Here is a 26,815-nt window from a genome sequence, read left to right as displayed (position 1 = left end):
TTACGATGGCGGTGTTACCGCTGTTACTGACGCCATTGCGCAACTTGTGCGCGGTTTTACGGCAGAGGAGATCAAATGTGGAAGCTGGCTTGCCTGCGATGGCATCCACGCGGTGTGGCTGATACACCGAGTCGCTTGTATCGCAGGCAAGCCAGCTCCCACATTGACCGAGTCATTCTTGCGGTAAGCGTTCCAGGCCGACGAATGGGCAGGCTGTGAGCAGGGCGCTCAAGCGTTGGCCGTCAGGCAGTTGCAGGTCGGCTGACGCCAGTTCAGCCAGCGGATACAGCACAAAGGCGCGCAGATGCATCTGGTAGTGCGGCACCTTGAGGCGCGGTTCGTCGATCAGGCGATCACCGAACAGCAAGATATCCAGATCCAGTGTGCGTGGGCCCCAGCGCTCAAGCCGTTCGCGGCCCTGGTCATTCTCGATGGTTTGCAGTGCGTCGAGCAGGTCCAACGGCGCCAGGCTGCTGTCCAGTGCCGCAACCGCGTTGGTGTAGCGCGGTTGGCCCGGGAGCAGGGAGTCACTTTGATAGAAGGCGGACACACCAGCGAGGTGGGTGCCAGGCAGTTGCGCCAGCGCCTCGATCGCGCTGCGCAATTGCTGTTGCGGGGCAGCCAGGTTGCTGCCCATGCCGATGTAGATACGTTCCACGTTTATTCGCCCGCGGCGCCCGAGGCATCGGCACTGCTGCGTTTACGCTTACTGCCGCTGCGGCGACGCTTTTTCGGCCCTTCACCGGCACCATCGCCTTTGCTGCCAAGCTCACGAATCATTTCGCGGCGCTGGCTGTCATTGGCGTCCTGATAGTCAGTCCACCATTCGCCCAGGCCATCGGTCTGCTCACCGGCGCTTTCGCGCAGCAGCAGGAAGTCGTAGCCGGCACGGAAACGCGGGTTGTCCAGCAGCAGGTCAGCACGCTTACCGCTGCGACGCGGCAAACGTTCCTGCATGTCCCAGATTTCGCGGATCGGCATGGTGAAGCGTTTCGGGATGGCGATGCGTTGGCACTGCTCGGCGATCAGTTCGTGAGCGGCTTCCTGCATGGCCGGGATCGGCGGCATGCCACGGTCCTGCAGGCGCAGTACGCGCTTGGGCAGCGCTGGCCACAGCAGGGCGGCAAACAGGAATGCCGGGGTTACCGGTTTGTTCTGCTTGATGCGCAGGTCGGTATTGACCAACGCTTCGCTGATTAGCGTGTGGGTGTACGTCGGGTTGTATTCCAGCGCCTCGGCACTGGCCGGGAACAGCGGGTCGAACAACTGCAGGTCGACGAGCATTTCGAAGGTGTCGGCGGCATACCCGGAGAGGAACAACTTGAGCACCTCTTCGAACAGGCGTGCCGAGGGGATTTCCCGCAGCATGGGCGCCAGCTCGCGAATCGGCGCGGCCGTGTGCTTCTCGATACCGAAGTTGAGTTTGGCCGCGAACCGCACGGCGCGCAGCATACGCACCGGATCTTCCTGATAGCGCTGGGTCGGGTCACCGATCAGGCGGATCAGGTTATTGCGAATGTCGTGTACGCCATTGGCGTAATCGAGGATGCGCTCGCTGACCGGATCGTAATAAAGGGCATTGATGGTGAAGTCGCGACGTTGCGCGTCCTCCTCCAGGGTGCCGTAGACGTTATCGCGCAGGATGCGCCCGCTCTCGTTGCGGGAAGACTGATTGGTGTCTTCTTCGTCATCGTTTTGCGGGTGACCGGCGCGGAAGGTCGCGACCTCGATGATTTCGCGACCAAAATGGATATGCACCAGCTTGAAACGCCGGCCGATGATTCGTGCGTTACGAAACTCGGCGCGCACTTGTTCAGGCGTGGCACTGGTGGCTACGTCGAAATCCTTGGGCGTGATATTGAGCAGCATGTCGCGTACGCAACCACCCACCAGGTAAGCCTGGTAGCCGGCGTTCTGCAAACGTTCGACGATGTTCACTGCATAACGGCTGAATTGAGCGCGCTGCAACGAATGCTGGCTGCTGTTGAGCACTTCAGGCGTGCTGCGTTTGTGTTGCGTACGACGCAAGGGAGAACGGAATGACTGGAACAACTTCTTCAGCATGGGATGCACTGTTTGAAGGAATGTTCGGCCATAACGAAGAATGACCGCATGATGGGCGGGGATTCTAGCATTTAGTCAGGGGATGGTGTAGGAACAAGCTACAGGCATTGCGCCATAAGCGTTTTGGGGGCAAATCCCGGAAACTACAAGGGGAGCCGAAGCTCCCCCAGAAGTAGTTGCGTGCTCTATTTTTATTATTGATTTCGGGCTTCTTGTTTTTGTTGATCGCCCTCGCCATGAAGCTTCACCTTCATGACACTCCCAATCGAGAGTCAAGAGCAAACGGATTGCTTTGGTCGCTGTGTTGCTGATCTACGATCCAACCAGTTCAGGCTCTGCCTCAGGGCAGTTTTTGTTGTTCTCGGCCTGGTTGCGGGGCAAGCCCCAAATGCAACGCCTCTCCAAAAGAATCAGTTAGCTGCGCCTCCGCCGTGTTGTTTTTGTTATGCGTGAGTCGATTCGTCTTATTTTTATTGTCTTGTACAAAGCTTGTTATTGTTTTTGTACTAAGCATATAGCAGGGTGCGTGCCAACTTTTGTGCCGGCCAGCAAAATCAGGGGGTTGAGGTGGTTTTGCAGTTTTAGGGGGCAAAAAAAAGCCGGGGCTTCGTTACCGTAAGCCCCGGCTTTTGTTACGTGAAAAGTCAGCGGTAACAGTTTTTTCACATCTGCAGGTGTTACCTGTGGGGGCGCCCCCTCAACTCTCGCTGGCAACCCCGGTCTTGCGCCGCGGAATGCCCAGGCGCTGGCGCCGTTCCCACAGGCACTTGCGACTCACACCCAGTTTGCGGGCCAGTTCGGTCTCGGTCATATGGTCCTGATGTTCCAGGACGAAATGCTGGAAGTAGTCTTCCAGTGACAAATCCTCCGTCGGCTCATGACTGGTATTGCTACCGCCGCCCTGTTGTGGGGCCAGGCCGATGAAGTCATCGTCTTCCAGGTCACTGAGCTCGATATCGATGCCCAAAAGCTCGGCGGAAATCTCCGGGCTTTCCGACAGGATCACCGCGCGCTCCACGGCGTTCTCCAATTCCCGCACGTTACCCGGCCACGAGTAATGCCGGATTGCCTGCTCGGCGTCCGCGGCAAACTTCAGGTCGGTACGGTTGATGCGTGCGCTCTGGCGTAACAGGAACGCACTGGCGATCTCGTTGACGTCGGCGCCGCGCTCGCGCAGGGCTGGCAATTTGAGGGCGATCACGTGCAGGCGGTAATACAAGTCTTCACGGAACTGGCCGATCTTGGCCAGGCTCTTGAGGTCACGGTGCGTCGCTGCAATAAGCCGCACATCAACCTTTTGCGATTGCACCGAACCGACTCGGCGAATCTCGCCTTCCTGCAACACCCGCAACAAGCGCGCCTGGGCTTCCAGTGGCAGCTCGCCGATTTCATCGAGGAACAAGGTGCCGCCGTCCGCCGCTTCAACCAGGCCGGCACGCCCGGCGCTGGCGCCGGTGAACGCGCCTTTCTCGTGACCGAACAGTTCGGACTCGATCAGCGATTCAGGGATTGCCGCACAGTTCACCGAGATCATCGGTGCCTTGGCGCGCTTGGACAGGTTGTGCAGGGCGCGGGCTACCAGCTCCTTGCCGGTGCCCGACTCGCCCTGGATCAATACATTGGAATCGGTCGGCGCCACCTTGCGGATCTTGCTGTACAGATCCTGCATCGGCGGGCAGGAGCCGATGATGCCGATCTCGCCATTGCTGTTGTCCACACCAGGTTTGTCGGCGCCGTTGGTCGCTTTACCGGCTGGGCGTTGTTCGGCAGGCGCGCTGCTGGCCGACTGACGGTCACGCAGGATGCGGGCCACGGCCTGGAGCATCTCATCGTGATCGAAAGGCTTGGCGATATAGTCCACCGCGCCCATCTTCATCGAGTCGACCGCCGAGCGCAGGCTGGCGTAGCTGGTCATGATCAGCACCGGGGTGCCTTGGCCCAGCTTGATCAGCTCGGTGCCCGGGGCTCCAGGCAGGCGCAGGTCGCTGACAATCAGGTCGAACGTGGGGATGCTGAACCGCTCCTGGGCTTCCTGCACCGAGCCGGCTTCGCTGACCTGGTACTGATTTCGTTCAAGCAGGCGACGCAAGGCAGAGCGGATAATGGTTTCGTCTTCGACGATCAAAATGTGCGGCATTGATTCAATTCTCTCGACGGTCTCAGTTCACAGCGGACGTCGCTTCGACATGACGCGGCAAGGTCACCCGGATACGGGTGCCGCGTTGGCTTTCGGTGTCAGCCGGGCTGTCGATGGTGATTTGTCCATAATGCTCTTCAACGATGGAATAGACCAGTGCAAGGCCCAGACCGGTACCTTCACCGGGGTCCTTGGTGGTGAAGAAGGGTTCGAACAATCGGTCCATGATGTTCTGTGGGATGCCGCTGCCTTCGTCCTCCACGATCAGGTCGACCGTGTGCTCGAAAGCCTCGCTCTTGACGCGCACAGCACTGCCGGCCGGCGATGCATCGCGTGCGTTGGACAGCAGGTTGATCAGCACTTGGGCCAGGCGTTGCGAGTCGCCATCGACCCAATGTTCCGGATCACACAGATTAAAGAACTGTACTTCGAAATTGCGCCGATTCAAGGCCAGAAGCCCAATGGCGTCCTGCGCGACCTCGGCCAGGCATACCGCTTCGTCCTGGTTTTGATGCGCGCCGGAGTGGGCGAAGCTCATCAGCGACTGCACAATGCGCGAAACACGCTTGGTCTGTTCAAGGATCTGCCCGCTGATTTCGGTGATTTCACCGTCTTCCTCGCGCTCTTCGCGCAGGTTCTGCGCCAGGCAGGCGATACCGGTGATCGGGTTGCCGATTTCGTGGGCCACGCCGGCTGCGAGACGACCAATACTGGCCAGGCGCTCGGAATGCACCAGCTTGTCTTCGAGCATCTGTGTGTCGGTGAGGTCTTCCACCAGCAAAACCAGGCCGCTGTTACCGGGGGCCAGGGGCTCATCAATGGCGGCTTTGTGCAGGTTGAGCCAGCGGGTCTGGCCGTCGAGGGCCAGGTGCTGCTTGTGCAAATGCTCGTCGGGCAGGTTGATAAACCCCTGAAGCAGTTCTTTCCACGGATCGGCCAGGGTATTGAGGCGCGAGCCCACTACCCGCTGCGCGGCGATGCCGGTGAGTTCTTCCATGGCCTTGTTCCACATCAGGATTTCCTGGTCCTTGGCCAGGGAACAGACACCCATCGGCAGTTCCTGCAAGGTCTGGCGGTGATAACGGCGCAAGGCATCGAGTTCGGCGGCCAGGCCGGTGAGGCGCGAGTGGTAATCCTCCAGCCGGCTTTCGATGAAATGAATGTCTTCGGTCACGTAGTTTTCGCCGCCCGCCTTGTAGGGCAGGAAGGTTTCGACCATGTCCTGGGACACGCTGGGGCCCATCAGGCCGGAGAGGTTGGCCTCGATACGGTCACGCAGACGGCGCAGGGCATAGGGGCGACGCTCGTCGAACGGCAGGTAGAGGTCACGCAGTGCTTGCTCGACCTCCTTTTGCGCCGCCTTGGCGCCCAGAGGCTTGGCCAGTTGCGTGGCAAACTCCTGGGGCGAGGCTGCGTGCAGCTCGCGGCGTTGCGGGCGACGCACGTTGTCCACTGCGCAGGCTTCGGCGGCGCTGGTTTCTTCGGCGCTGGCGTTGGTGAACAGTGAGATCAAAGTGAACATCAGTACGTTGGCGGCCAGCGAGGCAATAGCCGCCATGTGCCAACTGGTGTCGTCGAGCACGTAAATCATGTTCAGCAACGGGATGTAGAAGCCCTGCAAGTTGCCGACCAGTGGTAGCAACATGGTGACGATCCACACCAGGATCCCCGCCAGCAGCCCGGCGATAAAACCACGGCGGTTGGCGGTCGGCCAGTACAGCACCGACAACACCCCCGGCAGGAACTGCAAGGTGGCGACAAACGCGACAATGCCAAGGTTGGCCAGGTCTTGCCCGGCGCCGAGCAGCAGGTAGAACCCGTAGCCGGCGGTAATGATCGCGACGATCAGCGCACGGCGGGTCCATTTCAACCAGCGGTAGATATTGCCTTCAGCCGGCGGCTGGTACAGCGGCAGCACCAAGTGGTTGAGTGCCATGCCCGAGAGTGCCAGCGTGGTGACAATGATCAATCCACTGGCCGCCGACAAACCGCCAACATATGCCAGCAGTGCCAACGCCGGGCTGTTGGCGGCAATGCCGATGCCCAGGGTGAAATACTCAGGGTTGGTGGTGGCTCCCAGTTTCAGGCCGGCCCACAGGATCAACGGCACCGCCAGGCTCATCAGTAACAGAAACAGCGGCAAGCCCCAGCTCGCACTCACCAGTGAGCGTGGGTTGAGGTTTTCGGTGAAGGTCATGTGGTACATGTGCGGCATTACGATCGCCGAGGCGAAGAACACCAACAGCAGCGTGCGCCACGGGCCTTCCTGCAAGGGTGTGTGCAGGGCGGCGAGGGCAGTCTGGTTTTGCAGCAGCCACAGCTCCAGCTGTTGCGGGCCGTCAAATACGCCGTAGAGCGCATACAGGCCGACGCCGCCGATGGCGATCAGCTTGATGACCGACTCAAAGGCAATTGCGAACACCAAGCCTTCGTGTTTCTCGCGGGTAGCAATATGGCGCGAGCCGAAGAAAATTGTGAACAGGCTGATCAGTGCACAGAAAGCCAGGGCAACACGGTGTTGCACGGGTTCGCGGGTCAGGATGCTGATGGAGTCTGCCACTGCTTGAATCTGCAGGGCCAGCAACGGCAGTACGCCGATCAGCATGAAAATCGTGGTCAGCGCACCGGCCCAGGTACTGCGAAAGCGGAAGGCAAACAGGTCCGCCAGGGATGATAACTGGTAGGTACGAGTGATTTTCAGGATCGGGTACAGCAACACCGGCGCCAGCAGGAACGCACCGGACACCCCCAGGTAACTGGACAGAAAACCGTAGCCGTACTGATAGGCCAGGCCCACCGTACCGTAGAACGCCCAGGCGCTGGCGTACACGCCCAGGGACAAGGTGTAGGTCAGCGGATGGCGAATGATCGCCCGCGGAATCATTCCGCGCTCACTGATCCAGGCCACGCCGAACAACGCAGCCAGGTAGGCGGCGCTGATCAGCAGCATCTGGGTGAGGCTAAAGCTCATCGGCATCTTTTTGGCTCTGCAGGATGAAGGTCACGACGATCAGGATCAGCCACAGCAGATAAGGGCGATACCAGGCACCCGTGGCGTCGATCCACCAATCCATGATGGCGGGGGAGAACAGGTAGATCCCGACGACCAGCAACAGGACCAATCGATAGATGTACATATTGGCCTCTGATTAAAAATCTGCGGCGATGGTAACGGATGGCGGGCAACCTGCAAGCGCCTTCAACTCAATTGCGCTTCGGCCAGCGTGAGTGTGCGCGGGATCTGCGTCGCGTCCCAGTGCGTAATGCCCCAATCCAGCAGTTCTCGTGGGCTTGCGTAAAGCAGTTCGTTACCGGCTGGCTGGCCGAGGGCGCGCAGTGCGCGAAGCAGCAAGGGCGTGGCCTGGTCGGTGGTCAATGGTGGGGAACGGTAGGATTTGCCCAGTTTGTTGCCGTCCGGTTGCACAATCAGCGGTACATGCAGGTAACGTGGCTGGCGCAGGCCGAGCAGTTCTTGCAGGTAAAGCTGGCGCGGTGTGGAGTCCAGCAGGTCCGCGCCGCGCACGATATCGGTAACCCCTTGCCAGGCATCGTCGAGGACCACGGCCAACTGATAGGCGTAGAGGCCGTCGCGGCGCCGGATGATGAAGTCGCCGGCGTCGCGGCCCAGATGCTGTCGGAACTCGCCCTGCACGCGGTCGGTAAAGTGGTATTCCAGTTCGGGTACACGCAGACGGATGGCAGCATCCTGCTGGTCGTGGCCGGCATTGCGGCACAAGCCTGGGTAAATCCCGTTGTAGGGTTCCAGTTGCTTGCGCGAGCATGTGCAGGCATAGGCCAGGCCATGGTTGAACAGGTCATTCAGCACTTTGGCGTAGGCGTCATGCCGCTCGCTCTGCCGAACCAGCTCGCCATCCCACTCAAAGCCGTAGCGTTCCAGGGCATGCAGGATCGCTGCCTGGGCGCCGGGCTCTTCACGGGGAGGGTCAAGGTCTTCCATGCGCATCAACCAGCGGCCATGTTGGGCGCGTGCGTCGAGGTAGGAGGCGAGGGCGGCAACCAGGGAACCGAAGTGCAAATGGCCGCTGGGCGTGGGGGCGAAACGCCCGATATAGGTAGAGGCTGTCATGGGCGGATACTACTGCAAAACCGGTAAACGCCAGAAACAAAAATGGGGCGTTTGCACGCCCCATTCGTTCAGCTCGGCAGGGTTACTTGCCGACCTGTTTTTCCTTGATTTCAGCCAAGGTCTTGCAGTCTACGCACAGGTCCGCAGTCGGGCGGGCTTCGAGGCGGCGAATACCGATCTCGACGCCGCAGGATTCGCACCAGCCATACTCTTCGTCTTCGATCAATTGCAGGGTCTTGTCGATCTTCTTGATCAACTTGCGTTCGCGATCACGAGCGCGCAGTTCAAGGGCGAATTCCTCTTCCTGGCTGGCACGGTCTGCCGGGTCCGGGAAGTTGGCTGCTTCGTCCTTCATATGGTCAACCGTGCGGTCGACTTCCTGCATCAAGTCCTGCTTCCACTGCTTCAGGATTTTGGAGAAGTGCTCGCGCATGGGCTTGCCCATGTATTCCTCGCCCTTGGATTCAACGTAGGGCTGGAAACCGCTGATGCTCTGTTGCTTTGCTTGGGTGGACATGAATAGACCGCCTCTCACTCTTCTAATCCATTGCGCAGGATTGCAACGTCACCGACACCTGCCGGCCCTGCGGCTGCAAGCGGGCGAACTTACCAGATAGATTCAGGGTGCGCTACTCCCGGTTGTCGAGCTCCAGGGCAAAGGGGTTGCAAACTGCAGCAGCCCGCCATGACTGGGTATGTATCGCCTCGAATGTTGATTTTAGCTGTTTTACGAGCGTGCGCAGGGTGCACTTGCAGCCCCAATCAGGCAATAGAGCATGTTTTACCGCGAGGGTTCGGTAGAATCCTGATTTTGTCCTCACCGTTAAGGAAGGCTAATGGCTCAGCCCTACAGTGCGCGCAGTCGCGCCATCGAACCTTTTCATGTCATGGCGTTGCTGGCACGCGCCAATGAACTGCAGGCTGCCGGCCACGACGTGATCCATCTGGAAATCGGCGAACCGGACTTTACCACCGCCGAGCCGATCATCCAGGCCGGCCAGGCTGCGTTGGCCAATGGCAAGACGCGCTACACGGCTGCCCGTGGGGTGCCCGAGTTGCGCGAGGCCATCAGCGGGTTTTACCAGCAGCGCTACGGCTTGAGCGTCGATCCCGAGCGTATCCTGATTACGCCCGGTGGCTCCGGCGCGTTGCTGTTGGCCAGCAGCTTGCTGGTCGACCCTGGCAAGCACTGGCTGCTGGCTGACCCAGGCTACCCCTGCAATCGACACTTTCTGCGATTGGTAGAGGGCGCGGCGCAATTGGTGCCGGTAGGGCCTGAGGTCCGCTATCAGTTGACCGCCGATCTGGTCGCCAGGCATTGGGATCAGGACAGCGTGGGCGCGCTGGTTGCGTCCCCGGCCAATCCTACCGGCACAGTCCTCACAAGGGACGAACTGGCAGGCTTGTCGAGTGCAGTCAAAGCGCGTAACGGCCACTTGGTAGTGGACGAGATCTACCACGGCCTCACCTACGGCACCGATGCCGCCAGCGTGCTGGAAGTCGACGATGACGCCTTCGTCTTGAATAGTTTTTCGAAGTATTTCGGCATGACCGGCTGGCGCCTCGGTTGGCTGATAGCGCCTCCTGCTGCGATCAGCGAATTGGAGAAACTGGCGCAGAACCTCTACATCAGTGCGCCGAGCATGGCCCAGTACGCTGCCTTGGCCTGTTTTACCCCGCAGACCCTGAGCATTCTTGAAGAGCGCCGCGCCGAATTCGGCCGGCGTCGTGACTTTCTGCTGCCGGCCTTGCGTGAGCTTGGATTCGGTATCGCCGTGGAGCCGGAAGGGGCGTTCTATTTGTATGCCGATATCAGCGCGTTCGGCGGCGATGCCTTCGCGTTCTGCCGTCACTTTCTGGAGACCGAGCACGTGGCTTTTACGCCCGGGCTGGATTTCGGTCGTTATCAAGCGGGCCACCATGTGCGTTTTGCCTACACGCAAAATATTGACCGGCTGCAAGATGCGGTGGAACGCATCGCTCGTGGCCTGCGGAGCTGGCAAGGCTGATGCGCTTTTATCCTCCTCTTGAAGAAGGGCGGCTGATCCGCCGCTACAAGCGTTTTCTCACCGATATCGAAACCGTTACCGGCGAGTTGCTCACCATCCATTGCCCGAACACCGGCTCGATGCTCAATTGCATGGTCGAAGGTGGTCAGGTCTGGTTCAGCCGGTCCTCGGACCCCAAGCGCAAGTTGCCAGGCACCTGGGAAATTGCCGAAACGCCTCAGGGCCGGCTGGCGTGCGTCAACACCGCGCGGGCCAATCAGCTGGTTGAAGAGGCGCTGCTGGCTGGCGTGATCACTGAACTCAATGGCTTTACGGCGCTCAAGCGTGAAGTGCCTTACGGTCAGGAGAAGAGCCGCATTGACTTTCGCCTGGATTACCCACAGGGCGCCGCCTTCGTGGAGGTCAAAAGCGTCACCCTGGGTTTTGACGCAACCTCGGTGGCGGCTTTTCCTGATGCAGTGACGCAGCGCGGTGCCAAGCACTTGCGCGAACTGGCTCACCTGGCGCGTGAAGGTGTGCGGGCGGTGCAGTTGTATTGCGTGAATTTGTCGGGCATCGATGCGGTTCGCCCAGCGGTGGAAATTGACGCCGGTTACGCTGCGGCGTTACGCGAGGCCAAGGCCGCGGGTGTGGAGGTGCTGGCTTACGGCGTGCGGGTCACACCGCAAGAGATGTATGTCGAGCGTCGACTGAAAGTGTTGTTGGGCGACTAGAGTTCTACCCACAAGCCTTGTTCATCCTCATGGCCGGGCAGGGCGGTGAGACTTTGGCCTGCGCACGGGCCGGCGATGCACTCGCCGTTCTCGATCAGGAACAGGGCGCCATGGGTGGCGCATTGGATCAGGCTGGCGCTGGCGTCGAGGAAGCGGTCGGGCTGCCATTCCAGCGGGATGCCGCGATGGGGGCAGCGGTTGCGATAAAAGTAGGCAATGCCGTCTCGGCGCACGGCCAGCAGTTTATGGCCATCGATATCAAAACCGCGGCTGCTGTTGGGTGCGAGGTCGCTTGAGGGGCAGAGAAACTTCATTTCAATCCTTAAGTGCCTTGACGTTCAAATGCAAACAATTATCAAATGGCCGCTTCGCCCGTCAGCTGACTGGGTGCTTAATACGATGTCCGGCAGCAATGTTCTGTCACATTGATGAGTGCCTGAATGGCCCTGCCCTAGGAAGGAAACCCTGTTATGCGCCTGAGTACCAGCGCTATTGCGCTTGTTGTCTCATTGCTGGTCAACCACGGGGCACACGCCTCTGAACTGCCACAACGCTGGGTCAGTGCAGGAGGGGCGCTATCAGAATGGGTGACGGCTTTGGGCGGCGAATCGAAATTGGTCGGGGTCGACACCACCAGCCAGCATCCGCAGTCGCTCAAGGCGTTGCCGAGCATTGGCTACCAGCGGCAGCTGTCGGCTGAAGGCATTCTCAGCCTGCGCCCGCAAATCCTTGTGGGCACTGAGGAAATGGGGCCGCCGCCGGTACTGGCGCAGATTCGCAATGCCGGCGTGCAGGTCGAGATGTTTTCGGCCCGGCCGGATCTGTCGACATTGAAGGGCAACCTTGAACACTTGGGAAAACTGCTGGGCAGTGAGACCCGGGCAGACGCACTGTTTGCCAAATACGGGCAGGCGCTGGAGCAGCAAAAAAGCTGGGTGACCAAGGCCCAGGCGGCGCAAAAGGCTCCGGGCGTGCTGTTGTTGCTGGGCCATGCCGGTGGCAAGCCGCTGATCGCGGGTAAGGACACGGCCGCCGATTGGATATTGCAGCAGGCCGGCGGTCGTAACCTGGCCACGCACTCGGGCTATAAGCCCTTTTCAGTCGAGTCTTTGGCGGGGTTGAGTCCTGATGTGCTGGTGTTTGCCGATCGCGCGCTGACCGGTGATGCGGCGCGCGCAGCCTTGTTCAAGGAAAACCCGATTCTCGCGTCGACACCGGCAGCCAAGCGTGGGCGAGTGTTTGAGCTGGATCCGACCTTGCTGGTGGGTGGCCTGGGGCCGCGATTGCCAGAAAACCTGGTGAAACTGTCCGCTGGTTTTTATCCGTCCCAGACTAAATCGGCCCCATGACCACGCTGCTTAAGCCCAAGACACTGTTTATTGGCCTGTCGCTGCTGTGTGTGTTGGCGATCTGGCTTTCATTGGCCCTCGGACCGGTCAGCTTGCCGTTGATTGATACGCTCAGAGCCGCGTTAAGGCTACTGGGTGTGCCGATTGAGGCGGCGGGGTTGGAGCAGGCTGAATTGATCCTGGGGCAGATTCGCCTGCCGCGGACCCTCTTGGGGCTGGCCGTCGGCGGTGTCCTTGCGTTGTCGGGCGTGGCGATGCAGGGGTTGTTTCGCAACCCGCTGGCCGATCCTGGGTTGGTGGGTGTGTCCAGCGGTGCGGCGTTGGGGGCAGCGGTGGCGATTGTCGGCGGTTCGTTCTTCGGTGGGCTGCCGGATGCGTTCGGTCCCTATTTGTTGTCGCTGTGCGCATTTCTGGGGGGGCTGGGCGTTACCGCACTGGTCTACCGGTTGGGGCGTCGCAATGGCCAGACCAATGTCGCGACGATGCTGCTTGCAGGTATCGCGCTGACGGCACTGGCCAGCTCAACGGTGGGGCTGTTTACCTATCTGGCCGACGATGCCACCTTGCGCACCCTGACGTTCTGGAACCTGGGCAGCCTCAACGGCGCGAGCTATTCGCGGTTGTGGCCGTTGCTGTTGGTAAGCGCTGGCGTGGCGCTGTGGTTGCCGCGCCGGGCGAAAGCGCTGAACGCATTGCTGCTGGGTGAGTCGGAGGCCAATCATCTGGGCATTGATGTTGAACGGCTCAAGCGCGAGTTAGTGTTCTGCACGGCCCTAGGCGTTGGCGCAGCCGTGGCGGCTGCGGGCATGATTGGTTTTGTCGGTTTGGTGGTGCCACATCTGGTGCGGCTGCTGGCGGGGCCGGATCATCGGGTGTTGTTACCGGCGTCAGTGCTGGCGGGGGCGAGCCTGCTGTTGTTTGCCGACCTGGTGGCGCGCTTGGCGTTGGCGCCGGCGGAACTGCCGATCGGTATTGTCACTGCATTTATCGGTGCGCCATTTTTCCTCTATTTATTGTTACGAGGGCGCGCCTGATGCTGCGGGTAGAAGCGTTGCAGATTCGGCGCGGTGGTAAAACCGTGTTGTCCGATGTCACCTTGGACCTGCTGCCGGGCGAAGTGTTGGGTGTGCTGGGGCCCAATGGTGCGGGCAAAAGTACCTTGCTCGGAGCGCTGTGCGGGGAGTTGTCGCCTGACGAGGGCAAGATCTGGTTGGACCAGCAAGAATTGAAGAGTCTGGGAGGGGTGCAACGTGCCCAGCGTCTGGCGGTGTTGCCACAGACTTCCACCCTGGACTTCGCCTTTCGTGTCGAAGAGGTGGTGGGCATGGGACGCTTGCCTCATCAGACCGGGCGAGTGCGCGACGATCAAATTATCCGCGCGGCGCTGCACGCGGCCGATGTGGGCCACCTGAGTGGCCGCAGTTACCTGGCCTTGTCGGGCGGCGAGCGACAAAGGGTGCACCTGGCGCGGGTGTTGGCGCAGTTATGGCCAGGTGAGGCGGGGCAAACGTTGTTGTTGGACGAGCCAACGTCGATGCTCGATCCCCTGCACCAGCACACCACCTTGCAGGCGATTCGCAGCTTTGCCGACAAGGGGGCTGCGGTGCTGGTTATCCTGCATGACTTGAACCTGGCGGCGCGTTACTGCGACCGGATCCTGCTGCTGGAAGGCGGACGCCCTCATGCTCTGGATAGGCCCGCAACAGTCCTGCAACCTGAGCCACTCAAGGCTGTATTTGGTCTGGATGTGCTGGTACAACCGCATCCGGAGCGGGGGCATCCGCTGATCATTGCGCGCTGAAATCAGTAATTTGCAGGCAAAAAAAGACCCGGCAAGAGCCGGGTCAAATAACCGTGATTAGCCTGATGAGGAGATAATCTGAGAGTCCGAACCAATGGTCTTTCAGTTATCGGCTGATCTCGCGACCAGTTGTGATAATCATAACGATTCTCATTTGAGAGTCAACTATTGTTTTATCTGCTCATCCAGTTTTTCTCAAACGCTCGTTTGTAATACTTGTAAACATTGGGCTTGAGGGCCGATCTAGTTTTTCTGCCGCGCTGACAGGGCATCCAACTGGCGGTTCAGCGCCTCCTTGCGTTCAGATGGGAGGTCGTTCCAGTGCACATCCATCAATGCGCCTTCAATGGCGTACAGCAGAACTTTCGAAGCTCGGAAGCCGCGAGTCCGTACGGCTCGGTAAGCATCGACCGCGCCCAGGCGGCGCAAGTCAGACGCGCTGTGGATACCCACCGCATGCAGCCACTGCGCTGATGTCTTGCCGAGGTTTTTCAGGTGTTGCAGCTCATCGTTCATCAAGCCTCCTTGCGACGGCCGAATGGTGCGGTGGGTATCGTGACCAGGCAGCCTGAAAATGAGTGTAGCGCTCAGTAGGAAAAACGCAGTTCTTTGGGCAGGAACGGCTGAAAAGCTTATAAGAATGTGGCGATGCTTTAGCTGACGGGCAGGCGTGAAACGCCCGGCACGCTTGAGGCGACGCCGGGGTTCAGAAGGTGGATTACTTGGTGCGGTAGCGCAGGCGAGTGCCGAAGTTGACTGACATCAGGATCTCGTCAGCCGTGAGCTCGGGTGGGAAGTAAGTGCCGGAAATCTGCGCGTGGGCCAGGCTGGCGCCTTCCAGCGAGCAGTCGCGTAAATCCAGGCCGCGCAAGTCGGCAGAGCGAAAATAGGCGTCGGTGAAGTCAACACCTGCGGCGTTCAGATCTCGCAGGTCCAGCCCTCGGAAGTCGCCACCGCGCATGTCGATGGTGCCGTCTTGAGGGCGCTGCTGGTTGAATCCGCGGATGTCATCCTTGTGCAGGAGCGCATAGAGCGGGGTATCAAGAAGCTTGGGCTGACTCACGATAGCGACTCCTGTTAGGTGGTGATGTCATTATAGTGGCTATATTGCCGGGTCGTGCGCCATGTGGGCGACGCGACCAGGAAATATTGCTTACAAGCCCGGGAGGCGCTGGCGAATATGCGCGACCAACGCATCCAGCGTTCCGCTTTCATTGGTTTCCACGCGCTTGCTCAGCAACAGCTCTTGCGCCGTCAACGGCTCACGACTGGCTTGCTGCTCTTGGATAACGCTCAGCGTTGCGTCGGACGGATCGTTTTGATCCGCCTGACGTTGTGCCAGCCAACTGCTGATAACCGCTTGAGGTGCGTTGCAATCGAGGATCAGGAATGGCGCGCCGGTGGCTTCGGCGATCTGGGCTGCCGCATCACGTTGAGCGCGTTTCAAGAAGGTCGCATCCAGCACCACCGGGTAACCGGCGCGCAGTACGGTCTCGGCAATTTCGTTCAAGCGTGTATAGGTGGCAATGCTGGCGTCCTGATTGTAGATGCCGGCCTGTGGCGCGTTTTCGACCTGCTGCTCGCCAAACAGACGCTTGCGCTCCACATCCGAACGCAGGCGTACGGCGCCCAGGGCCTCGACCAGGCGCATGGCTACATGGCTCTTGCCCACCGCTGAAACACCATGGGTGATTGCCAGAAAGCGCGACGGAATGGTGCTGTAGCTTTCCGCCAGGTTGGCGTAGTTGCGGTACTGGCGCAGGGTAGTGGCGCGCTGCACCGGGCTTGCCTCGCTCGGCATACTGAACAGCGCAACCTTTGCACGTACCAGCGCACGGTAGGCTTTATAGAAATTCAGCACTTCCAGGCCTTGATAGTCGCCGGTCAGTTCCAGGTACTGGCTGATGAAGCGGCGCGCCAGAGACTTGAGCCCACGGTCTTCAAGGTCCATGGCGAGGAAGGCGGTATCGGCGTAAACATCGGTAAAGCGGAAAGGCTCGTTGAACTCGATGCAGTCGAAGATCACGACGTGGCCGTCAATCAGGGTGGCGTTGCCCAGGTGGATGTCACCGTGGCATTCGCGAGTGAAACCATCGAGCTTGCGTTGTTCAAGCAGTGGCTTGAGGCGCTCGAAGCTGCTTTCGGCCCAGGCTTGCAGGGCCTCAAGTTGAGTCAGGTCGGCTTTGTCGCTGAGGAACGGGCGAATCTGGTCGAAGTTCTGGCGTACCGGCGCCATGACTTCATCCGGCGTGCCGGCCGGGTGCTCTTGCGGGACCTTGGGGGCAGTGAGGTGAAAGTGCGCAATCTGCCTGGCCATCTCGTCGATGTGGGCGTTGGTCAGTTCGCTGTTGGCTTGCAGGGTGCTGAGCATCTGGCTTTGCGGGAACTGGCGCATTTTCAGTGCGTACTCGATGACCGGGCCGTCGCCGCCCAACTGCGGCGCGTCGGCAGTGCCGGTAATCGGCAACACTTCAAGATACAAATCTTTGGTCAAGCGCTGGTTGAGACGCAGCTCCTCATTGCAGAAGTGGCCACGTTTTTCCAGGTCGGTGAAATCCAGAAATCCGAAGTTCATCGGTTTCTTCAATTTGTAAGCATAGGGACCTGTCAGAACCACCCAGGAAATATGGGTCTCGATGACTTGAAATGCTTCAACCGGATGAGGGTATAAAGCCGGGTTTTGCAGGGCTGCGATCAGGGACTGGCTCACGGGCGATCCTTCAAAGTCTGGGAGAAATCATGGTGGCCATTATGGCTGCTGATGCCAGTCGTGCAAACCGCTGTCCGGCTCATGTTGATCATCAATAAAGTGCGTATAATCCGCCGCCATGACTCGAACCCGATCTCCCCGTTCCCGTAAAAAACCTCCTTCCCGCAGCTTGCGCCCCTGGTTGGGCTGGGCGCTCAAGCTGGGCCTGGTTGGCCTTGTGGTGGTCGCCGGCTTTGCGGTGTACCTCGATGCCGTGGTGCAGGAAAAATTCTCCGGCAAGCGCTGGACGATTCCGGCCAAGGTGTATGCACGCCCGCTGGAACTGTTCTCCGGCCAGAAGCTGAGCAAGGAAGACTTCCTTACCGAGCTCGACGCACTGGGCTATCGCCGCGAACCTGTGAGTAATGGCCCCGGCGCCGCAGCCGTCAGCGGCAACACCGTCGACCTGAATACCCGTGGGTTCCAGTTCTACGAAGGCCTGGAAAAAGCCCAGCCGGTACGCGTGCGTTTCTCCGGCGACTATGTGGCTGAATTGTCCTCGCTCAATGGCTCCAAGCTGCCGGTAGTGCGCCTGGAACCGTTGATGATTGGCGGTATTTATCCGAAAAACCTTGAAGATCGCATCCTGATCAAGCTTGATCAGGTACCGCCTTATTTGCTGGAAACCCTTGTGGCGGTCGAAGACCGCGATTTCTACAGCCATTGGGGCGTTTCGCCGAAGTCGATTGCCCGCGCTGTCTGGGTCAACACCTCCGGTGGCAAGATGACCCAGGGCGGCAGTACGCTCACGCAACAATTGGTCAAGAACTTCTACCTGACCAACGAGCGCAGTCTCACCCGTAAACTCACCGAAGCCATGATGGCGATGTTGCTGGAGCTGCATTACAGCAAGCAGGAAATCCTTGAGGCGTACCTCAACGAGGTCTTCGTCGGTCAGGATGGCCAGCGCGCGGTGCACGGTTTCGGTTTGGCCAGCCAGTTCTTCTTTGGGCAACCGTTATCCGAGTTGAAGTTGCATCAGGTCGCGCTGCTGGTGGGCATGGTCAAGGGGCCGTCCTATTACAATCCGCGTCGCAACCCGGAGCGTGCGCTCGAACGTCGCAACCTGGTACTCGATGTATTGGAGCAGCAGGGTGTCGCCACGGCTGAGCAAGTGGCCGCCGCGAAGAAAATGCCGTTGGGTGTGACCACTCGCGGCAAGTTGGCTGATAGCTCGTTCCCCGGCTTTATCGATCTGGTCAAGCGCCAGTTACGTGAAGACTACCGCGACGAAGACTTGACCGAAGAGGGCTTGCGGATTTTCACCAGCTTCGACCCGATCCTGCAGATGAAGGCCGAGGCGTCCGTCAACGACACCTTCAAACGCCTGACCGGCCGTAAAGGCTCGGATGAAGTCGAAGCCGCCATGGTCGTGACCAACCCGGAAACCGGTGAAGTCCAGGCCATGATCGGCAGCCGCCAGGCCAGTTTCGCCGGCTTCAACCGCGCACTGGACGCCGTGCGGCCGATTGGCTCGCTGGTCAAGCCTGCGGTCTACTTGAGTGCGTTGGAAAAACCCAGCAAGTACACGCTGACCAGTTGGCTGTCGGATGACCCGTTGTCGGTCAAAGGCGCGAATGGCCAGGTATGGACGCCGAAGAACTTCGATCGCCGTTCCCACGGCACGGTGTTCCTGTATCAGGGGCTGGCGCATTCCTACAATATTTCCACCTCGCGCCTGGGGCTTGAGGTCGGTGTGCCAAATGTCCTGAAAACCATTGCGCGACTGGGGGTGGAGCGTGAGTTCCCTGCATTCCCGTCCATGCTTCTGGGCGCTGCGGCCATGACCCCGATGGAAGTGGCGACCATGTACCAGACCCTCGCCAACGGTGGCTTCAATACACCGATGCGCGGGATCCGCAGTGTGCTGACCGCCGAAGGCGAACCGCTCAAGCGCTACCCGTTCCAGATCCAGCAGCGTTTTGACGCGGGCTCTATCTACCTGATCCAGAACGCCATGCAGCGTGTGATGCGTGAGGGTACAGGGCGCTCGGTGTACAGCGTGCTGCCGTCGAACCTGACGCTGGCGGGCAAGACCGGTACCAGTAACGACTCGCGTGACAGCTGGTTTGCGGGTTTCGGCCAGGATGTATTGGCCGTGGTGTGGCTGGGGCGTGACGATAACGGCAAGACGCCGTTTACCGGTGCGACCGGCGCACTGCAGGTATGGACCAGTTTCATGCGCAAGGCTGACCCGTTGCCGCTCAACATGCCCCAGCCGGACAATATCGTGCAGGCCTGGATTGATCCGCACACCGGCCAGGGCTCTGATGCCAACTGTCCGGGGGCGGTGCAGATGCCGTATATTCGCGGCAGCGAACCACCACCCGGCCCTGCGTGCGGTGGCAGTGCCCCTGCTGACGCGGATTCGGTGATGGATTGGGTCAAGGGCTGGATGAATTAAGCAAAGAGGGTTTCAAGTGAACAAGTTGTGGATTCCAGCAATTACGGCTCTGGCTTTGCTCGGCGGTTGCTCCAGCGTGCAGCGCGGCTCCATCCCTGTGGTGGACTCAAGCACGTCCGTCTCCAATAACGACCGCATTTCGGCCAATGGCGGCTTCCGCCAGACCGTGGTCAAGCGGCCTGCCCAAGCTGCAACCCAGGCAATTCCCCAGGACTCCGGCGTCGTGGTGATGGTGCCCGGCAGTGGTGCTGCAACCTCGGCGCCTATCAGTGCCGAGCCATGGACCCCAGGCCCGAGCACTTCCGGGCCGGTTAACGCCACGCCGATTCAAACCGCGCCGGTCAACCAGGGCACCTACAACATGCCTTCGACGCTGAGCGGTATTCCGTCATCGTCCAATGCGGGCGGGTTGTCGGCTGACGAACAACTCGATGGCCCGGTGCTGGCGCTGCTCACCACCGCTCAGCAGCAGCAGGCGGGTGGCGATTTGAATGGCGCCTCGTCGAGCCTTGAACGTGCCCAGCGCGTGGCGCCGCGTGAGCCACAAGTGCTGTATCGCCTGGCCCAGGTGCGCATGGCCCAGGGCGATGCGCCCCAGGCCGAGCAATTCGCTCGCCGTGGCCTGAGCCTGGCCAATGGCCGTCCAGACCTGCAAGCCAGCCTTTGGGCCTTGATCGGTGATGCGCGTGCCGCCCAGGGCGATGCAGCGGGTGCCGCCCAGTCGCGACAGAAAGCCAAGGTCAGCCTCTGATGGATGCACGTTTCCCAGCGATTGCCGAACAGCTATTGCTGATCGAGCGAGAACTGCGCGTGCAGGGCTGGTGGGATGAAGAGTCCCCCGGTGCTGAAGCGCTCAGCAGTGTCGAACCCTTTTCAGTCGATACCCTGGACTTCCACCAGTGGCTGCAATGGATCTTCCTGGTACGCATGAAGCAGATCCTTGAACAGGACCTGCCCTTGCCGAATGCATCGGGGATCCTGGAAATGGCCGAGATGGTCTATGCCGACCGACCGTTACAGAGCCTCGGCTTGCGTAACGCGCTGAAAAAGTTCGATCAATTGATCGTCGACGCTCGTTAATTGCCTGACTGCCGGGTTTTTCGGCAGTCTTGCGCACATTTCTACCGCTTGACGACATTCAGGCGAGTTTTATCCCTCCTCAAAGCCCTTTCTTCTACGTTCTCATGCGCTTAGTTGGAAAAAAGCGCAATTATTGCTTGACTTGAAGGGCCTGAAACAGAAGAATCCAAAGTCCGCTGTATCGGGACTGCCAGAAGCAGGCCCGCTCAGCAGATCATGAGGCGCACACCCGCGCCGACCTGTAACACCCGCAACGCGTTACCTCGCGCTGGGTGGGAAAAGCCCGCAACACTTGGGACGATCCCAATACTTGCTCAGTCAGTGCTGACGTAGTCGGCGACCACCGTCGCTCATGCTCTGTTGAGAAGTAAACCTATTAAGACCCGTCGGTTTTTAACGGACGGTATTCTGGCGTTTTAGAGGTGAACAACGTGGAGCTTTTATCTGGCGGTGAGATGCTCGTCCGCTTTTTGCGTGACGAAGGCGTCGACTATATCTACGGGTACCCAGGTGGTGCTCTGCTGCATGTCTACGACGCACTGTTCAAGGAACCGGCTGTTACCCACATCCTGGTTCGCCACGAACAGGCCGCGACCCATATGGCTGACGGTTACGCCCGTGCCACCGGTAAAGCCGGTGTGGTACTGGTAACGTCTGGCCCAGGCGCAACCAATGCCATTACCGGTATTGCGACTGCGTATATGGACTCCATCCCGATGGTGATCATTTCTGGCCAGGTGCCAAGCACCATGGTCGGCACTGACGCTTTCCAGGAAACCGACATGATCGGTATTTCCCGCCCGATCGTGAAACACAGCTTCATGATCAAGCACGCGTCGGAAATCCCGGAAGTCATGAAAAAGGCGTTCTACCTCGCACAGTCCGGTCGCCCGGGCCCTGTGGTGGTCGATATCCCGAAAGACATGACCAACCCGGCCGAAAAATTCGAATACATCTTCCCCAAGAAAGCCAAGCTGCGTTCCTACAGCCCGGCCGTCCGCGGGCACTCGGGGCAAATCCGCAAGGCGGCAGAAATGCTCCTGGCGGCCAAGCGCCCCGTGTTGTACTCCGGCGGTGGCGTGATTCTGGGCGGCGGTTCCGCTCCGCTGACCGAACTGGCCAAGCTGCTCAACCTGCCGGTGACCAACACCCTGATGGGCCTCGGCGCATTCCCCGGTACGGACCGCCAGTTCGTCGGTATGCTCGGTATGCACGGCAGCTACACCGCCAACCTGACCATGCACCACGCTGACGTGATCCTGGCCGTGGGCGCGCGGTTCGATGACCGTGTGATCAATGGTGCGAGCAAATTTTGCCCGAATGCCAAGATCATCCATATCGACATCGACCCGGCGTCCATCTCCAAGACCATCAAGGCCGATGTGCCGATCGTGGGGCCGGTGGAGAGTGTGTTGACCGAAATGGTCGCAGCGCTCAAGGACATCGGCGAGGCGCCGAACAAGGAATCCGTTGCCAGCTGGTGGAAGCAGATTGACGAATGGCGTGGTGATCGCGGCCTGTTCCCTTATGACAAGGGCGACGGCAGCATCATCAAGCCACAAACCGTGATCGAAACCCTGTGCGAAGTGACCAAGGGCGACGCCTTTGTAACCTCCGACGTGGGCCAGCACCAGATGTTCGCGGCGCAGTACTACAAGTTCGACAAGCCTAACCGCTGGATCAACTCCGGTGGCCTGGGCACGATGGGCTTTGGTTTCCCTGCGGCCATGGGTGTGAAACTGAGCTTCCCGGATGCCGACGTTGCCTGCGTCACCGGCGAAGGCAGCATCCAGATGAACATCCAGGAGCTGTCGACGTGCCTGCAATACGGTCTTCCAGTGAAGATCGTCTGCTTGAACAACGGCGTGCTCGGCATGGTTCGTCAATGGCAGGACATGAGCTACGGTAGCCGTCACTCCCATTCCTACATGGAATCGTTGCCGGATTTCATCAAGTTGGTTGAAGCCTATGGCCACGTCGGCATTCGCATCACTGATTTGAAAGATCTGAAGCCGAAGATGGAAGAAGCGTTCGCCATGAAAGACCGCCTGGTGTTCATCGATATTCAGGTCGATACCAGCGAGCACGTCTATCCGATGCAAATCAAAGACGGCTCCATGCGCGACATGTGGCTGAACAAGACGGAGCGTACTTAATCATGCGGCATATTATCTCCCTGCTTCTGGAGAACGAGCCCGGCGCCTTGTCCCGTGTTGTCGGCCTGTTTTCGCAACGCAACTACAACATCGAAAGCCTGACCGTGGCGCCGACCGAAGACCCGACCCTGTCGCGCCTGACGTTGACCACTGTTGGTCACGATGAGGTGATCGAGCAGATCACCAAGAACCTCAACAAGCTGATCGAAGTGGTCAAGCTGGTCGACCTGTCGGAAAGCGCCCACATCGAGCGCGAACTGATGCTGGTCAAGGTCAAGGCCACGGGTGCCCAGCGTGCCGAGATCAAGCGCACTACCGATATTTATCGCGGGCAGATCGTCGATGTGAGCGCCAGCGTTTATACCGTTCAACTGACCGGTACAAGCGACAAGCTGGACAGCTTCATCCAGTCGATCGGGACGGCCTCGATTCTGGAAACCGTACGCAGTGGTGTCACCGGGATTGCCCGTGGCGACAAAGTACTCAGCATCTAACCCAAATTAGCGAATGGCCTTACGGCCTGGATATATAGAGGAACCTCATGAAAGTTTATTACGATAAAGATTGTGACCTGTCGATCATCCAGGGCAAGAAAGTCGCCATCATCGGCTACGGTTCCCAGGGCCACGCACAAGCGTGCAACCTGAAAGATTCCGGCGTGGACGTCACCGTTGGCCTGCGCAAAGGTTCGGCTACTGTTGCCAAGGCTGAAGCCCACGGCCTGAAAGTGACCGACGTTGCTTCCGCCGTAGCGGCTGCCGACCTGGTCATGATCCTGACCCCGGACGAGTTCCAGTCCTCGCTGTACAAGAACGAAATCGAGCCGAACATCAAGAAGGGCGCTACCCTGGCCTTCTCCCACGGTTTCGCGATTCACTACAACCAGGTTGTGCCGCGCGCTGACCTCGACGTGATCATGATCGCGCCGAAAGCGCCGGGCCACACCGTGCGTTCCGAGTTCGTCAAAGGCGGTGGTATCCCTGACCTGATCGCGATCTACCAGGACGCGTCGGGCAACGCCAAGAACGTTGCACTGTCCTACGCTGCTGGCGTCGGTGGCGGTCGTACCGGCATCATCGAAACCACGTTCAAGGACGAGACTGAAACCGACCTGTTCGGCGAGCAAGCCGTTCTGTGCGGTGGTACCGTTGAGCTGGTCAAGGCCGGTTTCGAAACCTTGGTTGAAGCTGGCTATGCGCCGGAAATGGCCTACTTCGAATGCCTGCACGAACTGAAGCTGATCGTTGACCTCATGTACGAAGGCGGTATCGCCAACATGAACTACTCGATCTCCAACAACGCCGAGTACGGCGAGTACGTGACCGGTCCGGAAGTGATCAACGCCGAGTCCCGCCAGGCCATGCGCAACGCCCTGAAACGTATTCAGGACGGCGAATACGCCAAAATGTTCATCAGCGAAGGCGCTACCGGCTACCCTTCGATGACCGCCAAGCGCCGTAACAACGCCGCTCACGGTATCGAAGTCATCGGCGAGCAACTGCGCTCCATGATGCCGTGGATCGGTGCCAACAAGATCGTTGACAAAGCCAAGAACTAAGTCGTACGCATCAAGGGAAAACGCGGCTTAGGCCGCGTTTTTTCGTTTGAGGGGTCGGTTCTGGTATAAAGCTGCATCGTTTGCGGGCGAACACTCGCCGCAAGTATCTGTCGAATTTTTTCACACCGTTGCAAGGTAAAGTCCATGAGCGAACGTCCCGAAGAGCCAAATCAGGCTTCCGACGCCGAAAGCATGCTGCCGATCGATGAACATGTCGAAGAAGGGCATGACGCCGAAGGCCGCAAGGTCCGGCATCGTGGCATCTATCTGCTGCCCAACCTGTTTACCACGGCAAACCTGTTTGCCGGCTTCTATTCCATCATCAATTCCATGAGCGCCCAGAGTGCGCTGGCGGCCGGTGATGCCGCGAGTGCCAGCAAATACTTCGGTTTTGCCGCCATTGCAATTTTCGTGGCCATGGTGCTCGACGGCCTGGATGGTCGCGTGGCGCGTATGACCAACACCCAAAGTGCCTTCGGTGCCGAGTACGACTCGCTGTCGGACATGGTTGCCTTTGGTGTCGCCCCTGCGCTGCTGGCTTTTGCCTGGGCATTGGGTGACATGGGCAAGGTCGGCTGGATGGTTGCCTTCATCTATGTCGCCGGTGCCGCGTTGCGGCTGGCACGTTTCAATACGCAGGTGGGCACTGCCGACAAGCGTTACTTCATCGGGCTTGCCAGCCCGGCAGCCGCCGGCGTCGTGGCGGGTATCGTCTGGGCGTTCAGTGATTACGGTATCCAGGGGTCGAAGATGTCGTTCCTGGTAGCGTTGATGGTTGCGGCGGCCGGGATGCTGATGGTCAGCAATATCAAGTACAACAGCTTCAAGGAGCTGGACCTCAAAGGGCGCGTGCCTTTCGTGGCGATCCTTGTGGTGGTGCTTGTGTTTGCTGTGGTGTTCAGTGATCCGCCGCGGATTCTGCTGCTGGCGTTCCTGGTTTATGCCGCTTCTGGTCCGATTCAGTATTTGCTGCATCTGCGCCGGGACAAAACATTGCCTTAATGTAATTTCCCCCATACTCCGCAGTCTATTGGTGCATCAGTTCTCCAATGCTGCGGAGTTGCCATGTTAATCAAACTACCCAAAGCGTCCGATTGCCATGAATCGGATGTCACGCCTGAATCCCTCTATTTCTCTCGTCGCAGTTTGCTCGGTGGTGCGCTGGCCGGTATTGCCGCCAGTAGCTTGCCGCGTTGGGCCCGTGCGGGCGATGCGGCGCGTTATGCCGATGTCGAAGCGGGCAGGGCGCCCAACTGGTTTGCCGAGAAGCTTCCTGGTACGAAATGGCAGGCGGTGACGGTCAAGGACGAGGCGATCACGCCGTTCAAGGATGCAACCCACTACAACAACTTTTATGAGTTCGGTACCGACAAGGGCGACCCGGCGGCGAATGCAGGTTCGCTCAAGACCGAGCCGTGGAGTGTTGTGATCGATGGTGAGGTGGCCAAGCCTGGGCGTTATGCCTTGGAAGACTTCATGAAACCCTATGAGCTGGAAGAACGGATCTATCGATTGCGCTGCGTTGAAGCCTGGTCGATGGTGATTCCGTGGATCGGTTTCCCGATCTCGGCCTTGCTCAAGCAGGTTGAACCTACCTCCAAAGCGAAGTACATCCGTTTTGAAACCCTCCAGGACCCGAAGAGCATGCCTGGGCAGCGCTCCAGTTTCGGCTTGATTGACTGGCCTTATGTAGAAGGGCTGCGTCTGGACGAAGCGATGAACCCGCTGGCGATTCTCGCCGTAGGTATGTATGGGCGCGAGCTGCCTAATCAGAATGGTGCGCCGTTGCGCTTGGTGGTGCCGTGGAAGTACGGCTTCAAAAGTGTCAAATCCATCGTGCGGATCAGCCTTGTCAGCGAGCAGCCGAAAACCACCTGGCAGAGCATTGCGGCTGATGAGTATGGGTTCTACGCAAATGTGAACCCTACGGTCGATCATCCGCGGTGGACCCAGGCGCGGGAGCGACGTCTACCCAGTGGCCTGTTCAGCCCGAACGTGCGCGATACGCAGATGTTCAATGGCTACGCGGATGAGGTCGCGTCTTTATATACAGGTCTCGATCTGCGGAAGAACTACTGATGCGCTTTCAAATCTGGCGCATTGGAGTCTTTACAGCTGCGGCGGTTTGGCCATTGCTCTGGTTATATGAAGCATGGAGTTTCGCCCTGGGGCCTGATCCGGGCAAAGTGCTGGTTGATCGCCTGGGGCTGGGTACGTTGATCCTGCTGCTGATCACGCTTGGGATGACGCCGCTGCAGAAGTTGAGCGGTTGGGCAGGATGGATCGCGGTACGCCGGCAGTTGGGGCTGTGGTGCTTCGCCTATGTAGTACTGCATTTGGCGGCATACTGCGTGTTCGTCCTTGGGCTCGATTGGTCGCAGCTCGGCGTAGAACTGCGCAAGCGGCCCTACATAATTGTGGGGGCGCTGGGGTTTATGGCTCTATTGGTGCTGGCTGCCACATCCAACCGCTATAGCCAGCGTCGGTTGGGTAGCCGCTGGAAGAAGTTGCATCGCTTGACCTATGTGATCCTGGGCCTGGGTTTGCTGCACATGCTCTGGATAGTTCGGGCTGATCTGAAGGAGTGGGCTGTTTACGCTTCCATTGGTGCGCTGCTTCTTCTATTGCGGGTGCCACCGGTGATGCGCCGAATCCCTCGCCTTATTGCTAAAAAGACCCCTCCTGCCACAAAAGTGTAATTAACCCTT

At 59.3% G+C, this 26,815-nt stretch carries 25 protein-coding genes; 14 read left to right on the top strand and 11 right to left on the bottom strand.

The window, feature by feature from the left end:
• Window positions 1–172 precede the first annotated feature (172 nt).
• From folK to dksA, 7 genes are all read right to left on the bottom strand, one after another.
• Window positions 173–658 carry a 2-amino-4-hydroxy-6-hydroxymethyldihydropteridine diphosphokinase gene (gene folK, locus IH404_RS24015; protein WP_194439213.1) on the bottom strand — a complete coding sequence of 162 codons (486 nt, stop codon included), beginning with the start codon at window positions 656–658 and terminating at the stop codon, window positions 173–175.
• 2 nt (window positions 659–660) lie between these two features.
• The gene (locus tag IH404_RS24010) at window positions 661–2,064 is read right to left on the bottom strand and encodes a polynucleotide adenylyltransferase PcnB (protein WP_194439211.1); all 1,404 of its coding nucleotides are present in this window, start codon (window positions 2,062–2,064) and stop codon (window positions 661–663) included.
• A gap of 697 nt (window positions 2,065–2,761) precedes the next feature.
• Entirely contained in the window at window positions 2,762–4,201 is a 1,440-nt protein-coding gene (locus IH404_RS24005) for a sigma-54 dependent transcriptional regulator (protein WP_005791455.1), read from the bottom strand.
• Between the two features lie 22 nt (window positions 4,202–4,223).
• Window positions 4,224–7,178: a sensor histidine kinase gene (locus tag IH404_RS24000; RefSeq protein WP_005791453.1), complete on the bottom strand. Its 2,955-nt coding sequence runs from the start codon at window positions 7,176–7,178 to the stop codon at window positions 4,224–4,226.
• Window positions 7,162–7,338, bottom strand: a complete 177-nt coding sequence (locus IH404_RS23995) for a hypothetical protein (protein WP_003176118.1) — start codon at window positions 7,336–7,338, stop codon at window positions 7,162–7,164. Before IH404_RS23995 ends, IH404_RS24000 begins: the two co-directional genes overlap by 17 nt.
• Window positions 7,339–7,400: 62 nt before the next feature.
• Entirely contained in the window at window positions 7,401–8,288 is an 888-nt protein-coding gene (gene gluQRS / locus IH404_RS23990) for a tRNA glutamyl-Q(34) synthetase GluQRS (protein ID WP_005791432.1), read from the bottom strand.
• A gap of 82 nt (window positions 8,289–8,370) precedes the next feature.
• The gene (gene dksA / locus IH404_RS23985; RefSeq protein ID WP_005791430.1) at window positions 8,371–8,805 is read right to left on the bottom strand and encodes an RNA polymerase-binding protein DksA; all 435 of its coding nucleotides are present in this window, start codon (window positions 8,803–8,805) and stop codon (window positions 8,371–8,373) included.
• Window positions 8,806–9,124: 319 nt separating this feature from the next.
• Between dksA and IH404_RS23980 the strand changes: the two genes are divergently transcribed.
• Together IH404_RS23980 and sfsA are read left to right on the top strand one after the other, a co-directional pair.
• A complete protein-coding gene (locus tag IH404_RS23980; protein ID WP_194439209.1) occupies window positions 9,125–10,297 on the top strand; it encodes a pyridoxal phosphate-dependent aminotransferase in 1,173 nt (390 codons plus the stop codon).
• Complete coding sequence (sfsA, locus tag IH404_RS23975) at window positions 10,297–11,010, top strand: DNA/RNA nuclease SfsA (RefSeq protein WP_005791427.1); 714 nt, start codon at window positions 10,297–10,299, stop codon at window positions 11,008–11,010. Before IH404_RS23980 ends, sfsA begins: the two co-directional genes overlap by 1 nt.
• Here sfsA and IH404_RS23970 read toward each other — a convergent pair.
• Window positions 11,007–11,324, bottom strand: coding sequence for a Rieske (2Fe-2S) protein (locus IH404_RS23970; RefSeq protein ID WP_194439207.1), 318 nt, complete (start codon window positions 11,322–11,324; stop codon window positions 11,007–11,009). The genes sfsA and IH404_RS23970 overlap by 4 nt on opposite strands.
• Window positions 11,325–11,480: 156 nt before the next feature.
• Between IH404_RS23970 and IH404_RS23965 the strand changes: the two genes are divergently transcribed.
• From IH404_RS23965 to IH404_RS23955, 3 genes are read left to right on the top strand one after another with little or no spacing between them, the layout of a single operon-like run.
• The gene (locus tag IH404_RS23965; protein WP_005791423.1) at window positions 11,481–12,359 is read left to right on the top strand and encodes an ABC transporter substrate-binding protein; all 879 of its coding nucleotides are present in this window, start codon (window positions 11,481–11,483) and stop codon (window positions 12,357–12,359) included.
• A gap of 50 nt (window positions 12,360–12,409) precedes the next feature.
• Window positions 12,410–13,393, top strand: a complete 984-nt coding sequence (locus IH404_RS23960; protein WP_194440710.1) for an iron ABC transporter permease — start codon at window positions 12,410–12,412, stop codon at window positions 13,391–13,393.
• Window positions 13,393–14,160, top strand: coding sequence for a heme ABC transporter ATP-binding protein (locus tag IH404_RS23955; RefSeq protein ID WP_005791419.1), 768 nt, complete (start codon window positions 13,393–13,395; stop codon window positions 14,158–14,160). The genes IH404_RS23960 and IH404_RS23955 overlap by 1 nt, the downstream gene beginning before the upstream one ends.
• Before the next feature lie 243 nt (window positions 14,161–14,403).
• On the opposite strand, the gene IH404_RS23950 is transcribed toward IH404_RS23955, so the two are convergent.
• The 3 genes from IH404_RS23950 to IH404_RS23940 all read right to left on the bottom strand — a co-directional run bounded on the left by IH404_RS23950 (window position 14,404) and on the right by IH404_RS23940 (window position 16,870).
• Window positions 14,404–14,676 carry a TfoX/Sxy family protein gene (locus tag IH404_RS23950; RefSeq protein ID WP_005791418.1) on the bottom strand — a complete coding sequence of 91 codons (273 nt, stop codon included), beginning with the start codon at window positions 14,674–14,676 and terminating at the stop codon, window positions 14,404–14,406.
• Window positions 14,677–14,878: 202 nt separating this feature from the next.
• Window positions 14,879–15,223 carry a pentapeptide repeat-containing protein gene (locus IH404_RS23945; RefSeq protein WP_005791416.1) on the bottom strand — a complete coding sequence of 115 codons (345 nt, stop codon included), beginning with the start codon at window positions 15,221–15,223 and terminating at the stop codon, window positions 14,879–14,881.
• 90 nt (window positions 15,224–15,313) lie between these two features.
• A complete protein-coding gene (locus IH404_RS23940) occupies window positions 15,314–16,870 on the bottom strand; it encodes a bifunctional aminoglycoside phosphotransferase/ATP-binding protein (protein ID WP_005791415.1) in 1,557 nt (518 codons plus the stop codon).
• Window positions 16,871–16,988: 118 nt separating this feature from the next.
• On the opposite strand from IH404_RS23940, the gene mrcB reads away from it, so the two are divergent.
• The 9 genes from mrcB (at window position 16,989) to msrQ (ending at window position 26,806) form a co-directional block, all read left to right on the top strand.
• The gene (gene mrcB, locus IH404_RS23935) at window positions 16,989–19,313 is read left to right on the top strand and encodes a penicillin-binding protein 1B (RefSeq protein WP_005791412.1); all 2,325 of its coding nucleotides are present in this window, start codon (window positions 16,989–16,991) and stop codon (window positions 19,311–19,313) included.
• A 16-nt stretch (window positions 19,314–19,329) separates the two neighbouring features.
• Window positions 19,330–20,064 carry a tetratricopeptide repeat protein gene (locus IH404_RS23930; RefSeq protein ID WP_194439205.1) on the top strand — a complete coding sequence of 245 codons (735 nt, stop codon included), beginning with the start codon at window positions 19,330–19,332 and terminating at the stop codon, window positions 20,062–20,064.
• A complete protein-coding gene (locus IH404_RS23925; protein ID WP_005791409.1) occupies window positions 20,064–20,393 on the top strand; it encodes a YqcC family protein in 330 nt (109 codons plus the stop codon). Before IH404_RS23930 ends, IH404_RS23925 begins: the two co-directional genes overlap by 1 nt.
• 431 nt (window positions 20,394–20,824) lie before the next feature.
• On the top strand, window positions 20,825–22,549 hold the full coding sequence (locus IH404_RS23920) for an acetolactate synthase 3 large subunit (RefSeq protein ID WP_005791407.1): 1,725 nt from the start codon (window positions 20,825–20,827) through the stop codon (window positions 22,547–22,549).
• 2 nt (window positions 22,550–22,551) lie between these two features.
• Window positions 22,552–23,043, top strand: a complete 492-nt coding sequence (gene ilvN / locus IH404_RS23915) for an acetolactate synthase small subunit (protein WP_003176102.1) — start codon at window positions 22,552–22,554, stop codon at window positions 23,041–23,043.
• Window positions 23,044–23,090: 47 nt separating this feature from the next.
• Window positions 23,091–24,107: a ketol-acid reductoisomerase gene (gene ilvC / locus IH404_RS23910; protein WP_003194132.1), complete on the top strand. Its 1,017-nt coding sequence runs from the start codon at window positions 23,091–23,093 to the stop codon at window positions 24,105–24,107.
• A gap of 144 nt (window positions 24,108–24,251) precedes the next feature.
• Window positions 24,252–25,109 (top strand): CDP-diacylglycerol--serine O-phosphatidyltransferase, encoded by an 858-nt coding sequence (gene pssA / locus IH404_RS23905; RefSeq protein ID WP_005791399.1) that lies wholly within the window; start codon window positions 24,252–24,254, stop codon window positions 25,107–25,109.
• Between the two features lie 63 nt (window positions 25,110–25,172).
• The gene (msrP, locus tag IH404_RS23900) at window positions 25,173–26,186 is read left to right on the top strand and encodes a protein-methionine-sulfoxide reductase catalytic subunit MsrP (protein WP_005791397.1); all 1,014 of its coding nucleotides are present in this window, start codon (window positions 25,173–25,175) and stop codon (window positions 26,184–26,186) included.
• Window positions 26,186–26,806, top strand: coding sequence for a protein-methionine-sulfoxide reductase heme-binding subunit MsrQ (msrQ, locus tag IH404_RS23895; protein ID WP_005791396.1), 621 nt, complete (start codon window positions 26,186–26,188; stop codon window positions 26,804–26,806). Before msrP ends, msrQ begins: the two co-directional genes overlap by 1 nt.
• Window positions 26,807–26,815 lie beyond the last annotated feature (9 nt).

The sequence above is a fragment of the Pseudomonas sp. OST1909 genome (assembly GCF_015277575.1).
Classification (GTDB): domain Bacteria; phylum Pseudomonadota; class Gammaproteobacteria; order Pseudomonadales; family Pseudomonadaceae; genus Aquipseudomonas; species Aquipseudomonas synxantha_A.
The sequence above is the reverse complement of the archived record's forward strand: the minus strand, read 5'-3'. Positions and strand labels throughout refer to the sequence as shown.